Below are 18,103 nucleotides of genomic sequence, written 5' to 3'. Positions count from 1 at the left end.
ATTCCCGGGCTTCACCTTAAATAAAATGAAGAAATTATTTTTTGATGATCTTAAATGTTTCTGTGGTCTTGTCTGATGTTACTTTCAAGATGTAAACACCGCTTGCAAAAGTTGAAAGGTTCAACTGTACATTTTTAGCCTTAGCATTTTGAGAAAGGATATTTTTACCAGACAGTTCAAACATCTCAACTTTGGAAACATCAGATTTTCCTGCGATGTTCAAGACATCTTTTACCGGATTCGGATAATAGGTAAATTCTGCCTTGTTGATATCCGAAAAACCTAGTTGGTTATAAACTGTGATCGCGAAAACTTCACTTTCACATTGGCCATTATTTTGGCTAACATAGTAGGTCGTGTTATTTACCAAAGGTGTAGTCGCTGGGATCACTGTTCCGTTTTGGTTAGAATACCAGGTCAGGTTGGTTCCGGAAACTTCTAGGTTTTCCAAAGTCTCTCCTGATGTGAAATACTGTGTTGCTTCACCCGTAGGTGCGTCTGGACCAGGAATGATGGTCACGTCTACTTTTACTCTTTCAGATTTACATTCGCTGTCGCCTTTGTTGAATTTCCAATTGTAGAAGAAATAGTAGTTGGAATTGGCACCGCCATTGTTGATCGTTCCGCCTGTGATCTGTCCTACAGTTCCTAATGCATAAGGGAAACCTGTGTGCTGTGTAGATAATTCTCTCACCAGTGATGGGCTAGACTCTACAACCAATCTGTAATTGTCACCAGCTTTTTTGTTTCGATTCGAAGATCTTTTCTTTGTACTCATTCCTTTTTTTAATGATCTCATTGATGGATTCCATGTTCTCATGATCAAATTTTGAATGTGCCGATTCGTACAAATCTTGATATTTCAAATGGTTTTCAAAATCATCAAGCGCGATAAAATTATTGGACAAAAGTTTGTAGATCTTGGTTTCCATTTCACGCTGCTTTATTTCCTTTGACAGCTTCAAAGCATAAAACAAAGTATCATTGGACATTTTGAAGTTGTTTCTATCAGCTTCGATCTCAGAAAGTCCGATCAGCGCATTGCATTCCAAAGATTTCGCACCATTTTTTCTGGCGTCAGCAAGTCCTCTATTAAAACTGACTTCCGCAGAATCTTTATTAATGGAAAGATAGCAATAGCCTTTTTGGTTGTACGCTTGTCCCAAATTCGCTACCGCAAAACCATTGCCTTTATCCTTTTTGAAGGCAGCGATCGCTTTATTGAAATGTTTGATGGCATAGCCGCAGTCCAAACTTCTTTTGTAGAGAAAACCTTTCAAAAGATTGATGTTCCCGATCAGATATTTCATAGAATCCGGCAGGGAAATAGTTTGCGTGAGTTTGTCTGCTTTGTCCAGATATTTCCACGCTTCTTCCCGCATTTCGATTCTGGTGTATTGATTTCCGATGAGTCCCAAAGTTCTGATCTGATTGGCATTGTCCTTCGTTTTTTCGGATAATTCATTGGCTTTGATAGCAAAATCGATGGATTTTTTGAAATCATTCATAGCCGCAAATCCATTCGCGATCAGGACGTAGGAAGAGATCTTGTAAGAATCGGAAATATCTTTCTTCTTTAAAATTTCTTCTCCAATTTGAACCGTCTTTTTCGGGTCTTTGAACATGAATGTATTCGCAACGCCGATCAAACTGTCAATTTTCTTATTGCTTTGTGCAAAAGACAATTGTGCAGAAATCATCAAACTGATCATCATAAAAAACCTACGCATTCCCATCTTGTTCATTTTTTATTAGTTTGATGTACGAAGCCGGCGAATGTCCCGTCACCTGCTTGAAAACGGTAGAAAACAAACTGTGCGAAGAGAAACCCGCTTCCTCGGCCAGGTGACTGACCTTGTACTTCAGATAAATCGGGTTGGTCTTTAGTTTATTAATGATGTAATTGATTCTCAGTTCATTGATGTAGGTGTGAAAATTTTTATTTTTATAAGTGTTGATGATTTCCGACAGATATTTGGTATTTGTATTAAGGCTTTCTGCAAGTTGATTCAATGACGTCGATGGATCGGTGTAATTTCCATTGGCTTCAAAATTTTCCAACTTTTCCAAAAGAAATTGAATCGTTTTGTCTGGGATCACGATTTTGCCTGCATTTTCCGGCGCTTTGTTTTCATCGATGAATCTTTGTTTTTCCTCAGCTTCCATCAGCGCTTTTTCGATGTTGCTCTTCTTTAGTTTAAATCTCCGATTCAATAAAAAAACTAATAGCAGAACCGTAAAAATGATGGTCAGAATTAGATAGATGATTCTTTTTTGATATTCTGATTTCGAAGCCAATATCTCGTCCTGTTTCTGGTCGATCTTCGTCAGGAATGAGATTCTTGCATTTTCCTTTACCAGACTCATGGAATCTTGCAACGCATTTTGAAGCTGGGAATAAGTCCGATAATTCTCCCAATCTTTTGAAGCTTTAAAATGTTCTGTCGCAAACTCGTAAATTTCTCCTTTTAGCCAAACGTCCTGAACCTTTTGATTGATTGGCTTCAAAAACTCCAAATAATCTATGTTTTTGTCCGACTCTTTTCTGTCTGACTGGATCTTAGCCTTCGCATAAAAGTAATAAGGCTCATACTTCTGAATTTTATTTAAATAATATTGCGCGGAATCCATTTTCCCAAGATCAGAGTAGGCGAGTGCGTAATAGAAATTGGTCAGTTCATTATTGCTCTTCTGTTTTTCTGATTGTTTTAAAGACTTGATGCTCTGTTTCCAATTTGATCTGGCGTAAGAATCGATTGCTTTTTCATAATAGTTTGGTGTCTTTTCTTTTTCATCATTAATGAGATAAAGCTGAGAAGACTCGATTCCCAATTCATTGCAAAGTCTCTCCAATAAAGCATTGATTTGGTTATCATTTTCAGCACGGCTTGATTTTTTCGAAAGTTCCAATGCCTGGAATAATTTTTCTGTCGCAGAAGTGTAGTTGCCTATCAAGATATCACTTTCCGTCGAGAGGATCAAAGCTCTGATCTTGTCATTTTCAGATGAACTATTCTTTAAAAGGAACTCAGCTATTACCGCAGATTCTTTTGGTTTTTTATAAAGCAGATTCTTGGATTCGGTGAATAATGATTCCGCATCGCGCGTATTTTGTGCTTTGATGAAAATGCTAAGGATTATAAAAAAATACTAAACTTGCCTTCAATTTGATGGGGTTGCAACATGTAAAGTTATACAAATTTTCAGATAATGTATGTTTATATCTCAAGTCGCATCAGAAATTAATTAAAATAAAAAAATGCTCCGAAATAAAATTCCGAAAGCATTTCAAATATAATTAGTTAGTGTAAATAGATTTTAGAATTAGAAGAAAGTCTTTATTCTTTCATCTTTTTCTTGTCTATTTCTACTATTTCCAGCCGCCGCCCAAGCTTTTGTAAATATTGACAACCGTGCTCAGCTGTCTTTCCTTAGCTTCGATGAGTTCCATTTTGGCATCAAGTGCATCACGCTGATTCATCAAGACTTCCAGATAATCGGCACGAGAATTTCTGAACAATTGGTTCGCGATTCCAATTCCGTCATCCAAAGCTTTTGATTCCTGAGCTTTCAGTTCATAATATTTATCCAGGTTTTTGATTTTCGACATTTGATTCGCAACATCGATGTAAGCACTCAGAATCGTTTTGTCATATTCATACAAAGCCTGGATTTGTTTAGCATCAGCTGTTTTAAATCGTGATTGAATGGCTGTTTTGTTGATCAATGGTCCAGCTAATTCACCAACCAAATTATAAGCAATAGATTCCGGCAACTTGACCAAATATGATGGATTGAAAGCTTCCAAACCAAGTGTCGCATTGATTTCCAGACTTGGATAGAATTCTTTTCGCGCTGCTTCCACGTCCAGTTTTGCCGCTTCCAGTTCTAATTCAGCTTGCTTAATGTCAGGACGATTCGCCAATAACTGTGACGGAATTCCTGTGTAAACCGTTTGTGGAACGATAGACATAAAACTTTCCTTAGTTCTGACAATCGGTTGCGGATAACGACCTAGCAAAACATTGATCTGGTTTTCCTTTTCCGTGATCTGTTGTTTCAGGTCATACTCCGTCGCATTGGATTTTGCCAACTCAGCCTCGAATTTTTTAACAGCCAGTTCAGTTGCAGCCATCGCTTGCTTTTGGATTTTCGCCACTTCCAAAGCTTTTTTCTGCAATTCCATATATTGATGAATGATATCGAGTTGGTTATCAAGAGACAATAATTCGTAATAATTGTCTGCGACTTCGGAGATCAGACTTGACAGGACGAAGTTCTTGCCTTCAACGGTTGAGAGATAATGTGCAACAGCGGCTTTTTTCTCAGTTCTGAGTTTGCCCCAGATATCGATTTCCCAATTTGCCATCAATCCACCTTCGAAGTTTCCCAAATTCTCTGGAACTTCCTTTCCATCAGTGATTTCTGTGGAAGCATCGCCGGCTCCGGTACTCGTGTATCTTCCTACTTTTTCCACACCTGCGCCAAGTTTTGCCGCAACAGTCGGACTCAGTTTTCCGTTTTTGTACATCACATCGCTTTTCGCAATCTCGATTTCCTGAAGCGTAATCATCAGTTCCTGATTGTTTTTCAGCGCTTCATCGATGAGATTGACAAGATTCGGATCTGTGAAAAACTGTTTCCAAGGTGTGATTCCGGAATTATTTTCAGCAACATTCTGATTGTCAAAATTCTGAGGAATCGTTTCTTTCACCTGGTCCGGGATTTTGGTCGCCATCGGTGCTTTACATCCAATTAATATTAATGAAATGAATGCGGTTGTTATGATATTTTTGGGCAGCTTTATCCGCCTTCCGCTCCCAATCTTTTTGTTCCACTTTGTTTCACAAAAAGGATTTCCGCTCAAGTCGGGCTGCAGCAATTCTATATTTTCAAAAGACGTTTTCATATGCTGTCTTCTATTTGTCTTCAAATTTTCCATCGTGTTGGTAAGGTTCAGTGTTTTCTGTCAAAGGATTTTCCTCTTCGTAATAAGTCAGTTTGGATTTCGAAGCCAGGTTGGCAAAAATGTAGTACAATCCCGGGATAATCATCAATCCGAAAATAGTCCCTATCAGCATTCCGCCTGCTGCTGCAGTTCCGATTGTTCTGTTTCCCACCGCTCCCGGTCCTGTTGCCAAAGCCAAAGGAATCAATCCTGCAATGAAGGCGAACGATGTCATCAAAATTGGTCGGAATCTCAAAGATGCGCCTTGCAACGCTGCTTCTTTTGTCGAAAGTCCTTCTTCTGCTTTTTTCTGAACAGCAAATTCTACAATCAAAACAGCATTTTTTCCGAGTAATCCGATGAGCATGACCATGGCAACTTGCGCGTAAATATTATTTTCCAATCCGAAAAGACTTAGACATAAAAATGCGCCGAAGATTCCCGTTGGTAAAGACAAAATAATTGGCAATGGCAAAATGAAACTTTCGTATTGTGCGGAAAGAATTAGATAAACAAATCCGAGACAAACCAAGAAAATGTAGATAGCCTCATTGCCTCTAGAGACTTCATCTTTGGAAATCCCTGCCCAATCGATCCCGAAACCTCTTGGCAATGTTTTGTCTGCCACTTCTTGAATCGCTTTGATGGCATCTCCGGAACTGTAACCCGGCGCCGGCGTTCCGCTGACCTCGGAAGAGTTGTACATATTATGTCTTGTGATCTCAGACAATCCATATACTTTTTCAAGATGCATAAAATCGGAGTATGGAACCATTTGGTCTTTGTCATTTTTCACATAAAGTTTCATAATGTCATTTGGCAAAGCGCGATATTGCGGACTTGCCTGAACGATCACTTTGTAAGGTCTGTCGAAGCGGATGAAACTGGTCTCGTAATTGGAACCGATCAAAGTTGAGAGATTGTCCATTGCTTTTTCAATTGTTACGCCTTTTTGTTCAGCCAGATCATTATCCATTTTCAACATATATTGAGGGAAACTCGCTGAGTAGAAACTGAAAGCCGACCCCAATTCTGGACGTTTTTTCAATTCCTTCACAAAATCATTACTTACAGTTTCCATTTTGTGATAATCGCCACTTCCGGCTTTGTCCAACAATCTAAGTTCAAAACCACCTGCAGCTCCGTAACCAGGAATCGACGGCGGTTGGAAGAATTCGATATTAGCGCCAGGGATTTCCTTAGCTTTTCGTTCTAATTGCTCGATGATCTCGGTCGCAGATTCTTTCCTGTCGTCCCAACTTTTTAAATTGATCAAACACGTTCCGGAATTGGATCCGGTTCCTTCGGTCAAGATCTCGTAGCCAGCCAAAGATGAAACAGAAGAAACGCCGTCGATATCTTCAGAAGCTTTCTGCAATTGCAATGCGATCTGATTGGTTCTTTCAAGCGTGGAACCAGGAGGTGTTTGGATGATGGCGTAGATCATTCCCTGGTCTTCACTTGGGATAAAGCCTGTTGGTAATTTATTACTCAAAAAGAAAGTTCCAATACAAAAAAGTGCGAGTAATGGAAGTGTGATCATTTTTCTGGTCACCACTTTAGTAAGCAAGCCGTGATATTTGTTTGCACCAACAGTAAAGATGTTTATAAAACCATCCAAAAATCTTGTCAAAGGCGTTTTCTTTTTCTCTTTGCCATGGTTATTTTTCAGGATCAAGGCACATAAAGCTGGCGTTAAAGTTAAAGCAACAACTCCCGACAAAATGATGGATGAAACCATCGTAATAGAAAACTGACGGTAGAAAACGCCGACCGGACCAGACATAAACGCCACGGGAATAAATACCGAAGCCATTACCAATGTGATCGCAATGATCGCCCCGCTGATTTCGTGCATCGCTTCTTCCGTTGCCTTGAGTGGCGAGAGGTGCTTTTCCTCCATCTTGGCATGGACGGCTTCTATCACGACAATCGCATCATCAACCACAATCCCGATAGCCATTACTAGGGCGAAAAGTGAAATTAAATTTAATGTTATTCCGAAAGCGGACATGATAGCAAATGTTCCTATCAAAGAAACTGGAACCGCAATCGTCGGTATCAAAGTCGAACGCCAATCTCCCAAGAATAGGAAAACGACAATGGCAACCAGAATAAATGCTTCAAACAAAGTGTGGATCACCTTTTCTATCGATGCGTCCAAGAATCGGGAAACGTCATAACTGATCTCGTAATGCATTCCTTTTGGGAAGCTTGTTTTCTGAAGGTCAGCCATCAAGGTTTTTACATTCTTGATCACATCGCTTGCGTTGGAGCCGTAAGATTGTTTCAGTGTGATCGCGGCAGACGGTTTTCCGTTCAAAGTAGAGTAGATGTCATACATTGATGATCCAAATTCCACATCAGCAACATCTTTCAGCCTTACAAATTCGCCATAGGTTTTGGCTTTCAGAATGATATTTCCATAATCTTTTTCGTTGTTGAAACGGCCTGGATATTTCAAAATATATTCAAAAGACTGAGAGCGTTTTCCGGAACTTTCACCTGTTTTTCCCGGCGATGCTTCCAAACTTTGCGCATTCAAAGCTTCCATCACTTCGTCAGCCGAAATGTCGTAGGCTGTCATTCGGTCAGGTTTCAGCCAAATACGCATCGCATATTCTCTGGTTCCCAGGATATCGGCATTACCTACACCATTCACCCTTCTGAGTTCGGACATCACATTGATATCGGCATAATTGAACAGGAATTTCTGATCAGCTTTTGGGTCGTCACTGTAAAGGTTGATGTACATTAGCATGTTCGGTTCCTCACGGGTGATCTTTACACCTTCACGAACTACCAAAGGCGGAAGTTTGTTGACTACAGAGGATACTCGGTTTTGAACGTTTACTGCTGCCACATTCGGGTCCGTTCCCAGATCGAATACAACTTGGATAGAAGCTTCACCGTCATTTCCGGCATCGGAAGTCATATATTTCATTCCGGGAACGCCATTCAGTCCACGTTCCAAAGGGATTACCACAGATTTGATCAGCAACTCGTTGTTAGCTCCAGGATATTCTGCCGTGATATTCACTTTTGGCGGTGAAATAGAAGGGAATTGCGCTACGGGAAGTTTTACCAAAGATAAGATCCCTAAAAATACGATGATCAAAGAGATCACGATTGACAGAACTGGTCTGCGAATGAATTTCTTAAACATAAAGAATTATTTTTTTAGACAATAGATGATGGACTAAAAGATCATAGACAGAGAGCCACAATCATTGATCAGTCCTCATTTATATCTTAGTTTGCCTGTAATCTTAAAGAACCCAAGACTTTCTTCGGATCCTGGAATTTGGTTTCCACTTTTTGGTCGTCTTTCACTTTTTGAACACCTTCGAGCAGGATCTTATCGTTGATATCAAGACCTTCAGATACCACATAAAGGTCAGGAAGTTCATAGGCGATCTTGATGTTTTTGGAATGTGCTTTTCCATTTTTATCTACTACGAAAACATAGATCTGATCCTGAATTTCGTATGTTGCTTTTTGTGGAATGATGAGTGCATTTTTCAATGGAATGGTCATCTGGACTTTTCCAGTTTCGCCATTTCTCAGCAATTGATTTGGATTGGGGAATTTGGCTCGGAAAGCAATGTTCCCAGTTTCGTTGTCAAACTCACCTTCGATATTTGCTATTTTTCCTTTTTCAGGGAGTAGTTCGCCATTCGCCATCAGTAGGGAAACCTGGTCAGCACCTCTGTCTGCAGAATGGGTCTGATAGCTGATGTATTCCGGCTCGGAAACATTGAAGTAGGCGTAGATGCCGGTATTGTCGGAAAGACTGGTCAAAAGGTCACCTTCATCTATCAGACTTCCGAGCTTCAAAGGAATTCTATTGATGTAACCTGAGAAAGGTGCTTTCACATTGGTGAAGTTGAGGTGGATCTGTGCCAGTCTCATTTCTGCATTTGCAGCGTCCAGTTTTGCTTTTGACATGGCTCTTTCGTTTTTGGAAACGATGTTGTTGCTTGCCAATGTGCTGGAGTTTTGCAGTTCGATCTTGGCTTGTTCTACTTCCGCTTGGGCTTTCAGAAGCTCAGCCTGATAGATCTGAGGCATGATTCTGAACAAGGTTTGCCCAGCTTGAACATATTGACCTTCATCTACAAAAATTTTTTCAAGGAAACCTTTTTCCTGAGCGCGGATCTCTATATTTTTCAGGGATTGGATCTGTGCGACATAATCTTTGGTGACTACAGTGTCCATTTTTACAGGACTTGTCACGGGATAAATGGCAGATTCTTCTTTTTCTTCTTTTTTGTCTTTACAACTAAAGATAATCAGCAAGGCGCTGAGAGCAACAGAAAATGTGACTCTTTTCATTTTTGATAAGTTTTATTTTTTTAATTAAGGATTGAATCAATGACCAAAAAGACCATTGAGTTCATTAAGATGTTGGATACGGGAAAATCTCAAAAACAACAAGGGATGTTACCACTTTGGAGTAAGGGTAATCATGTTTTTGAGGAAGTGAAATTTAAATACGTATAGAACGCAGCAGAATGAACCTTTTTACCGAATAGATGATTCTTTCCGGCTCATGAAATTTCTGTTTTGCGCGTTTGAAATATAAATGTAAAATAAACCCCAAACCGAAAACAGTTAGAACTGCAATTGTATTGAAGGCGCTTGAAAAACCCATATCAAATTCCTCCGGAGAGTCCAGAGAATCGCTGATCTGCTGCAAAGAGGTTTTCTCCAAAGAATGATTGCGATGGTGCTTTTTGGCAAATGAGAATAATTGAAATGATATATTCTGACTTCCAAAATCTGGCTGGAAATCAAGAGATTGCTTATTCTCTACCGTAAACAGTAGAAAAATGCACATCAGTAAATATATAATACCATTTCTCATTTTGATACTGCAAATTTACTTGCTTAAATGTTAACAACATCTTAAATCTGAAAATTTAAGGAATTTTTAAGTTGGAGACTCTGTTGGTTTATTTTTGGTGGTCGTTTTGTTTTTATTAAATTAGCAAAACAATAAAATCCGATGCCACTTTACAAAGATTTTTCCGACGATGTTGCCACGATTCTCATTTGGGAATTCGATAAGGATGAAGAATTGGATCCGGAACTATTGCTGGAACCGGAAAATCAAAACAAGATCTTGAACTACCATCCAAACAAGATCGCTGAGGTTTTGATGGTCAGAAAAATGCTGAAGTCGGTGCTCCCCAATCACAAGATCCTTTACAAAGAAGATGGTGAACCTTATCTTTTTCCTAATGATCTTCAGATTTCCGTGAGTCATTCTTTTCCGTTGGCAGGTTTGGCGATTTCAAAAAATAAGATTGGGATCGATATCGAAAAACGGAAAGAGAAGATCAAAAATATCCGACACAAGTTTGTACTTCATGAGAATAACTTCATCGATGATGCGGAAGAAGTGGATTTCCTGACGGCGATTTGGTGTGTGAAGGAGGCGCTTTACAAGATCCATCACAGCAAACATTGGTCTTTGAAAAAGCATTATGATGTTTTGCCATTCAATCTAAGAGATGAACTTTCTGTAAAATGCAGAGTTTATGATGATGAGAACGAAGATTTCTTCAAAGCAAAGATCAATTTCTTCGATAATTACTGTTTCGCAGTCGTGGATTGATAGATCAGATATTCCTCGATGATCTTTCTTTGGTCTTTCGCAACGTCATAGATCAGCTCCAAAAGTTCTCTGATGTTTTTGATCTCTGTCAAATGACTCACGGTGAAAGTTCGTTCATCGGAAATAGAATGGTTTTCCAATTCCGCTTTTCGTTTTTCTAAAAGGTCAAAAACTTGATCTTCAGGCTTGATGTGACTTTCGATTCTGGTTTTTTCGTCCAGATCTTGGTGAAAGAGTAGGGAAGATGTTCTCAACAATTCTGCGGAGATCTTGATCTTCCAATTTTGAAAATCAATTTCTGGAAAGTCGTGACCAGATTTTGCATATTGAGATAATGAAGCGGTGTACGCTGTAATCAAATGCGTAGTGGTAACGAATTGGTGGACCGTTTCCAATTTTCTCTGCTGATTTTTCGGATCCGAGATCATTCTTTGGAAATTGTCTGAGAGATTCGCAAGGTCGATGATCGCATTTTTTCTGCTTATTCTGAAATCCTGGTCGTGCTGTTCTTTTTTCATAAAATGATCCATGATCAATCGGAAATAATCCAGATTGCTTTTGGAAGATTTTTTCATTAAGTCCAAGTTTTGGGTATGTTCCCAAACCGGCAAGATAAAGTAGGCCACCAGAAAAGTGACTGCGCCACCAATCAACGTATCCAAAATTCTATCTTTAAAAATGACATTGACGTTTCCAGGTCTTAAGAAATTGAAAGACAGAAAGATATAAATCGTCATGAACAGAACTGCCCAGAAATATTTTGATTTCAACAAACTGAAACACAGAATCATACTTAGTAAAAGAATAACGAGAATAGCACCTGGTTCTTTTACGAAATAAAGAATAATATAAGCGATGATGCCACCAGCGATTGTTCCAAAAAGCCGTAGAAGATTCCGGTGTTTTGTGGTGGAATAAGCAGGTTTTAAAATAGCAATGATTGTGATGAGAATCCAGTAAGAATGCCCTATTCCAAGAATCGCAAACCTTGAAACGATGTAACCGATCAATAAGGCAATCGTCACTCTGATTGCGTGTCGGAAATGTCCAGAATTAAGTGAGAAATTGGAAAACAAAACCTTGAGATTCATTTTTTCCTCTTTCGGTAAAAACTTGGAATAGTCCAATCCTGAGGATAAACTTTTAGCGAGTTTTTTATCTTGGGAATGAACGGTCAGAATCGTTTTTACCTCGTCTGTAATTTCAGTAATTCTCATGAGAACCTGACGCATCATCATAAAATCCTCCAAGGTTTCTGAGGAGAATCTTTGTGATCGGTGGTCGAAGAAGTCGTCGTAGATCTTCTTCAATTCATTATCAAAATTGGTGATCTGTCTGAAGGCTAAACCACTTTGAAGCGAAATCCCAAGGTTGGTCAATTCATCTGCCATGACCAAGAGATAGTCGTGGATCTTATGAAGTAGCGTAGTGTCCCCGAAAACCTGATTCATCCTTTTGTAATCATTTTCGGAAGTCAGAAGCTTATCAAACAGATCGAAAGAGTTAAGGAACATCAACATCAGAATTCTACTTTGGGTTGTAGATTCGTTGACGATCTGTCTGGTCTTAAAAACGATTTCCCTAGTGTCTTCCTGATGGTTTTTGATCTTGATCTGTTGAGATATCAATTGATTCAGTAACTCATTGAAATCTGGATTTTTCGTGTAGTATTTAGCTTTAATTCTGAGATAATCCGCTAATTCCAAATAGTTTTCTCCAACCACCTGACTCGCCAACTTGTAAGGCTGGAGCGTGGAAACAATCATAAAAATGACGAAGAACCAAACACAGCCAAGAAAAAAGATAAATGAACTTTTAAGAACGTCTTCTCCTGTCAAATGTCCATCAATAAAGATACTCAGCACAACCAGCGCAATGGATCCGAAAGTGGCGAGCCTCAATCCATAAACACCGATCATCGAAAAGAAAAATCCGAAAATGAGAATCTCCAGATAAACGGCAATCGGAAATTCCTTGACCAAACTTGCAAAGAGGGCAATTAGAAAGAAAGAAAAAATGGACAGTATCAATGTATTTCTTCTTCGGATAAACGGCCCTTGCTGATCCGTCAACCCGACAAAACTAGTTCCTAGTGGGAACAGAAAATATTCCTTAAGCAAACCAAATTGCGCCAAGATGATACTTGGGATCACTATTGCCAGAGCGATCCTTGCTCCGGAATAGATGTATTGGCTAGTTAGAAATTTTTTGAGTTCGGAACTGTAGTTCATATTTGCAAATTTACAGAAAGTATCAGGGAAATTGCACCATGTAAAAAGTACAATATATTAAGTTTGATGAAAATTTTAAAATAATTAATAAAAAAAATGCCAAAGCAAAAAGCCCTGGCAAAATTTATTTGAAAGAATTATAAAATCAATATTGATTAATAATCCTGTGCGTTATAAGTTTCGCTACCGATGTTCCAAGTCAAACCAAATCTCAAGGTATTATCCAAGGCAGAGTTGATCTTAGAAGTATTGATCAGGTAAGAAAGATCCAATCCAAAAGAAGCATATTTGAATCCAACACCAACGGTTGCATATTGTCTAGCTCCTTGTTCTGGTGCTTCTGTGAAATAACCAGCTCTCAAGGCGAAAGTCTCATCATAAGAATATTCTGCTGCGCCACTGAACATGATACTTTTCTTATTACCAAAAGATTTTCCAATCCCTTCGATCACACCAACGTTTGGTACATCTCCTGTAGTCTCGTCTGGTCCTGGAACCAAAATTTTGGAAGCTTCACCACTTAGACTGAAACGATTTTGGTCATCTATCAATAGGTCATAACCTAAACCTAATCTTGCCATTGTAGGAAGATAAGATCTGGATTCCTCGTCACCTGTATAATCCAATCTAGGTCCTAAGTTTTGTACAGCCCAACCAGCTTTCACTCTACCTTCGTAGCCACTGATGCTCTCGTGTTTTGGAGACATGTAGTAACCAGAAACGTCTACTGCAAAAGTGTTGGCAGGCTTCAAAGTACTGTTGGAGTTGAATCCACCACCAATGTCTGATCTGATGAATCTACCAGTCACAGCCATGGAGTAGTTGTCTGTCAACTTCAAACCGTAAGCAACGTCGATCGAGAATTCATTTGGTTTTGCGGTACCACCTTGGATCACCTCGTTTCCAACGAAATCTGTCAGATCCACATCTCCCATGTTGAAATAGTAAATACTGGCACTCAAAGTAGAACGCTCATCATCGCCCAAGAATGTGTAGTAAGATCCGTAAAGTAAGAATACATCACTCGTCAATTTACTCATATAAGGTGTATAGTTGACCCCAAATCCTGAAGAAACTTTGGCGAAAGGATATTTCGCAGCGTTCCAGAATTGAGAGAATACATCTGTAGATGTAACAACCCCTTGATCTCCCATACCACCTGATCTAGCATCTGGAGAGATCCTCAGGAATGGAGCACCGGTAAGCACCGGCTGAATGTTTTGAGAAAAAGCAAGGGCAGAAGCGCCGATTCCTAATCCTAAAAATAATCTTTTTGTTAAATTCATTTTTGTTCTTTTAAGGTAAAGTTTACCGATATATTATGTGTTTGTTATTTTAATAAAACCATTTTCTCAACTGCTGTTGCGCTTCCGGAACATTTCTCTTGATTTTGGCTGCGTGCAAATATCTTAAAAATATATGTACCTTTTGCTACCGTATCACCAAAATCATCTTTTCCGTCCCATTCAATAGCTTGTCTTGGTGTTCTAAAGCCCTGTAGGAAAGGTTCTGCCGTAATACTTGTTGACAATGTTCTCACTATTTTTCCAGTGATGGTATAGATCTGAACATTTACATCCAGGATATCATCACAATTATGCTCAAATTGAACATAGGTTTTGTTTGTAAAAGGATTTGGCCAGTTGAGAAGTCTATTCACCGTTAGCTTTTTCTCGGATTCGTCTTTTACTACAAAGTTTAACGTGGATGAAGTAGAATTATTGTTGATGTCCCAAACTTTAAAGACCAATTGATGCTCGCCAGGCGTCAAACTTTTTAAAGGGAAAGTAACAGAGCCTTTTTGGTAATCTTTAAGGTCCGTAAAACTACAGCCGTTGCCATCTCCAGAAGCGAAATAATCGTTCACGGAAGTGGTATTGATAATGTCGCCATCCAAAACGAAAGTGATGTCATGCCCAATCCCAGCACCTGTGGAGTTGATTCCAAAATTATCTTTAACACAAGCCAAAAGCATAGGGTTTTGATCGGTGATACCTCCGTTCGCGAAGTTTGTATTATTCATATATAAATTGACACCAGGTGCTTCATTATCATTGATGCCATCTGGGTTGATGTCACCCACAGATTGAACTTGATTTGTAAAGACATCAAAACTTTTGTTATCAGCATAAGCCAGGATTCTTCCACTACCGACTTCATAATTGATGTCTTTCGGAACATAGAACTCTACGGTATAATTTCCATTGACAACAGTTCCAGAAGCCTTCACAATGGCGCTTGGTTCTTCATCGTATGTCAGTTTGGGATTTAGATCCGATATATTGTCATTGTTAAGCGTGGTTTTCTTAATTTTTTTATCAAAGATATTGATGGCCACGCGTCCATTGAAAGAGTTGTCCAGCGTTCCATCAGCTTTTTTAACATGACCTTTCACTTTAACAAAATCTAGCGCTCTTATCTTTCCTGGAACAGGCGTTTCTATATTGTCGATCTGTAATAATCTTTTTGGTCTGCTCAGTTTCATTGCAGGATCTCCCAAGAAGTTTACCCTAAGGTGGTCGATGGCGGAACTTCCAGAATTGTGGAGAGCATTGTATTCTTTTTTCGCTTTTAGATGGGCATCACCAAGATTATGAAAATCATCATCATATAATTTGAAGAGGTTGTCCGTAAAAAGCGAAGTGAACTTTCTACCATAATCTACAGAAATAGCGCGGCTGGAAGTGATCATGGTTGCGGCACCGCCTGTTGTAAGTTTCATAAGTTGCTCACCGACAGAGTTGGTACTAGGTTCATCCCAGAGGGTGAATTCACAAGTGATCGTTGAAACCAAAGGAAATCTGCTGTAAACGGATGTGAAATTATTAAAGCCTTGAACCTCCGTGGAAGTCAAAACCCTTTCCTGTGCCCATCCATTGATACCACCATGCCCGAAATAGAATAGATAAAGGCTATTGCCCATGTCATTCGTGATCGCTTGGTTGACCTGTGGGAATCTCTGTCCACCAGCACTGGTAACGGCAGGGAATGCATCAAGATATAATTTACGGATATTGTACTCAGGTTTATCTGAATTGGTCTCAAAATTCAGCTTGATGCTATTGTCTACAAGATTGTGAAATGGTTTTCCGACACTACCTGGTCCATCACCGTCAGCATCATCATCAGCTACGAAATCAAGTTTCATTCTCCATTCTCCGAAAGGGCTGGATTGTCCTGGTAAAGCATTGTGATAGGCCAAGGTCTTATCGACCAATGTTTTTGCCTCTTGTGCATTGTCGGCTGGTAATCTTCCAATAGGGAGGTCTGGCAAGATCTGATAAACATCAGTAACAGTTTGGGGTTTAGTCATCACAAAATAATCATCTGTGACGTAGGAACCCTTTACATCAGCACTATTCTCACTCTGGTAACTTGGAATGATATCTGTATTGTTTGCAACGCGGTTTTTGAAGTCATAAGAAGTGTCTCCCAACAACAGGACATATTTTAGAGAACCTGCAGGGGTATTTAGTTTCGTGACAAAATCTCTTACAGCAGTGATGTCTTTGCTACCACTACTAAATTCATTGTATATTTTATTGATATCTACAACCTGAACTTTGTAGCCGTTTTTGGATTGATGATAAGTGGCCAGTCGTTGAGCCTGACCTGTAAAAGAGGGTTGAGTAATGATAAGATAATCAACATTTGTAAGAGATGACAGGTCCTGATTGTCTATTCTGCCCACAAAACCTGGTTCAAAGGCCGAAGCATTTTTAAATGCCGCGAACTCATTATTGAAAGTATTGCTGTTGGCTGTATATCCAAAACTGAATACCGAATTTTGGGCATTTTTGTTGACCACTTTTTTTGCATTGGTAACATCCGAAACGTCCCATACTTGTTCTATTCCAGAAGCATTTGAGATAGAAAATCCATAAAGTTCGCCCGTGCCTTCCATGATAGAGAAGTCCCTGAAATTCATTTGGGTATTGTTAAAATTCAGATCTTCTTTGTATTGTACTTCGGCATAATCAAAATAAAACGAGGCATTAGGATTACCACTGATATCAGTCGTATAATTGAACTTTAAACTGTTGCCACTTTGTTCGAATACCGTCTCATTGTATATGATTGGAACATAATTTTCAGCGGTGGAAGAGAGCGAGGTTTGATTTGACTTACCATTGAAGCTGGTCGTGATCTTCCCTGATTGTGCATTATAACCGATCACCCTTGTCCTGAACATTATTGGGTCATCGGATCTGATTGGACTTCTGGTATTGAAAACAATCTCCCTGTTGTTAGGGATGGCATCTCCGGTCCATATTCTTCCAAGCTTTATAAGATTGAATTTTTCTTCATTGATGAATTGATAATCGTCATATCTTGTGATCAACTCTTGAGGTAGGCTGCTGTCAACGGTCTGGACTCTCTTGCCAGCACCAATGTCGAAATTGATGAAATAATAGGAGAAATCCTCGTAGATATTTATAGTATTTTCAGATTTATCGCCTCTATATTCTGTTCTTTTATTGCCATTTCCATTAGCAAAATTAAAAAGATTGTAACCATTGGGGCCTTGTGCGTAGAAGAGCGCATAGTCACTGTCATTCCAAACACCATCTTCCTCTCCGATCACTTGTATCGCATCCTCCTGCAATGCACTGTATCGGCTATCCTGATTCACCTCCGGCAACATCAATCCACCATTGCCATAGATTCTGAAGTTTTTTGGATTGATACTGGAAACATTGATCCCATTTTGTTGCAAAAATTGCTTTGTGATCTTGAAGATTCCGGACTTATCTACTTTTATTTTGTAAAAGGTCCCAGATTTCAAAGGATTCTCAGTACTTCCGTTTTTATTAGTTCTCTTGTAGAGGTCAGCTATTTTTTTTGAGGTCGGACTGATATTAAAGGAAATGAGTTTGTAGATCTTGTTCTTATCGGTTTTTACAGTTTCTACAGTTACATTGGCATTTTCGGCATTTTCAGTTTCATTGAAGAAATAATTGATGCTCGTCTTAGGTGAAGATGAAAGGGAGTTGATCTTCAGATCCTTGATGTCTTTTGCTGGCAACTCTTCCCAAACAAACTGGTCCAGTTTTACCTGATACGTCGTTTTGATACTTAGGTTTACAAAAATACTGTTGGCATCTACTTGATAATTGTGATTGGTAAAAAAAGGGTAGGTCAGTTTCTCTGTCCCATAATCCATTTCTTTGTAGCCGTCCCAGCTAAGACCGATCTTTTGTGCCTGTCCGAATATAGAGAAAAAGAAAAGAGCTAAAATATAAAATTTGAATTTCATCAAGGTTATTTTAATTAAGATTACAAAATAAACGATTTTTTTAAAAA

11 protein-coding genes are annotated in these 18,103 nt (G+C 39.1%); 1 reads left to right on the top strand and 10 read right to left on the bottom strand.

Annotated features, from left to right (window positions below; translation table 11 throughout):
• Window positions 1–34: 34 nt before the first annotated feature.
• The 7 genes from AXA65_RS02655 to AXA65_RS02625 all read right to left on the bottom strand — a co-directional run bounded on the left by AXA65_RS02655 (window position 35) and on the right by AXA65_RS02625 (window position 9,815).
• Entirely contained in the window at window positions 35–778 is a 744-nt protein-coding gene (locus tag AXA65_RS02655; protein WP_165596556.1) for a T9SS type A sorting domain-containing protein, read from the bottom strand.
• On the bottom strand, window positions 732–1,745 hold the full coding sequence (locus AXA65_RS02650; protein WP_131797746.1) for a tetratricopeptide repeat protein: 1,014 nt from the start codon (window positions 1,743–1,745) through the stop codon (window positions 732–734). Before AXA65_RS02650 ends, AXA65_RS02655 begins: the two co-directional genes overlap by 47 nt.
• The gene (locus AXA65_RS02645; RefSeq protein ID WP_063968585.1) at window positions 1,723–2,982 is read right to left on the bottom strand and encodes a helix-turn-helix domain-containing protein; all 1,260 of its coding nucleotides are present in this window, start codon (window positions 2,980–2,982) and stop codon (window positions 1,723–1,725) included. The genes AXA65_RS02650 and AXA65_RS02645 overlap by 23 nt, the downstream gene beginning before the upstream one ends.
• A 388-nt stretch (window positions 2,983–3,370) precedes the next feature.
• Window positions 3,371–4,738 carry a TolC family protein gene (locus AXA65_RS02640; protein WP_228391609.1) on the bottom strand — a complete coding sequence of 456 codons (1,368 nt, stop codon included), beginning with the start codon at window positions 4,736–4,738 and terminating at the stop codon, window positions 3,371–3,373.
• Between the two features lie 181 nt (window positions 4,739–4,919).
• Window positions 4,920–8,114 carry an efflux RND transporter permease subunit gene (locus AXA65_RS02635; RefSeq protein ID WP_063968584.1) on the bottom strand — a complete coding sequence of 1,065 codons (3,195 nt, stop codon included), beginning with the start codon at window positions 8,112–8,114 and terminating at the stop codon, window positions 4,920–4,922.
• Between the two features lie 86 nt (window positions 8,115–8,200).
• On the bottom strand, window positions 8,201–9,283 hold the full coding sequence (locus tag AXA65_RS02630; RefSeq protein ID WP_063968583.1) for an efflux RND transporter periplasmic adaptor subunit: 1,083 nt from the start codon (window positions 9,281–9,283) through the stop codon (window positions 8,201–8,203).
• Window positions 9,284–9,437: 154 nt separating this feature from the next.
• Window positions 9,438–9,815 (bottom strand): hypothetical protein, encoded by a 378-nt coding sequence (locus AXA65_RS02625; protein ID WP_063968582.1) that lies wholly within the window; start codon window positions 9,813–9,815, stop codon window positions 9,438–9,440.
• A 141-nt stretch (window positions 9,816–9,956) separates the two neighbouring features.
• On the opposite strand from AXA65_RS02625, the gene AXA65_RS02620 reads away from it, so the two are divergent.
• On the top strand, window positions 9,957–10,568 hold the full coding sequence (locus AXA65_RS02620) for a 4'-phosphopantetheinyl transferase family protein (protein WP_063968581.1): 612 nt from the start codon (window positions 9,957–9,959) through the stop codon (window positions 10,566–10,568).
• Here the strand turns inward: AXA65_RS02620 and AXA65_RS02615 are convergent.
• The 3 genes from AXA65_RS02615 to porU form a co-directional block, all read right to left on the bottom strand.
• On the bottom strand, window positions 10,544–12,799 hold the full coding sequence (locus tag AXA65_RS02615; RefSeq protein ID WP_063968580.1) for an FUSC family protein: 2,256 nt from the start codon (window positions 12,797–12,799) through the stop codon (window positions 10,544–10,546). The genes AXA65_RS02620 and AXA65_RS02615 overlap by 25 nt on opposite strands.
• A 155-nt stretch (window positions 12,800–12,954) precedes the next feature.
• Window positions 12,955–14,085 carry a type IX secretion system outer membrane channel protein PorV gene (gene porV, locus AXA65_RS02610; protein WP_034975625.1) on the bottom strand — a complete coding sequence of 377 codons (1,131 nt, stop codon included), beginning with the start codon at window positions 14,083–14,085 and terminating at the stop codon, window positions 12,955–12,957.
• A gap of 44 nt (window positions 14,086–14,129) precedes the next feature.
• Window positions 14,130–18,056 (bottom strand): type IX secretion system sortase PorU, encoded by a 3,927-nt coding sequence (gene porU, locus AXA65_RS02605; protein ID WP_063968579.1) that lies wholly within the window; start codon window positions 18,054–18,056, stop codon window positions 14,130–14,132.
• Window positions 18,057–18,103 lie beyond the last annotated feature (47 nt).

This window comes from Chryseobacterium sp. FP211-J200 (assembly GCF_001643375.1).
Taxonomy (GTDB): Bacteria; Bacteroidota; Bacteroidia; order Flavobacteriales; family Weeksellaceae; genus Epilithonimonas; species Epilithonimonas ginsengisoli.
Note: the sequence above shows the minus strand (reverse complement) of the source record. Positions and strands in the feature narration are given on the sequence as shown.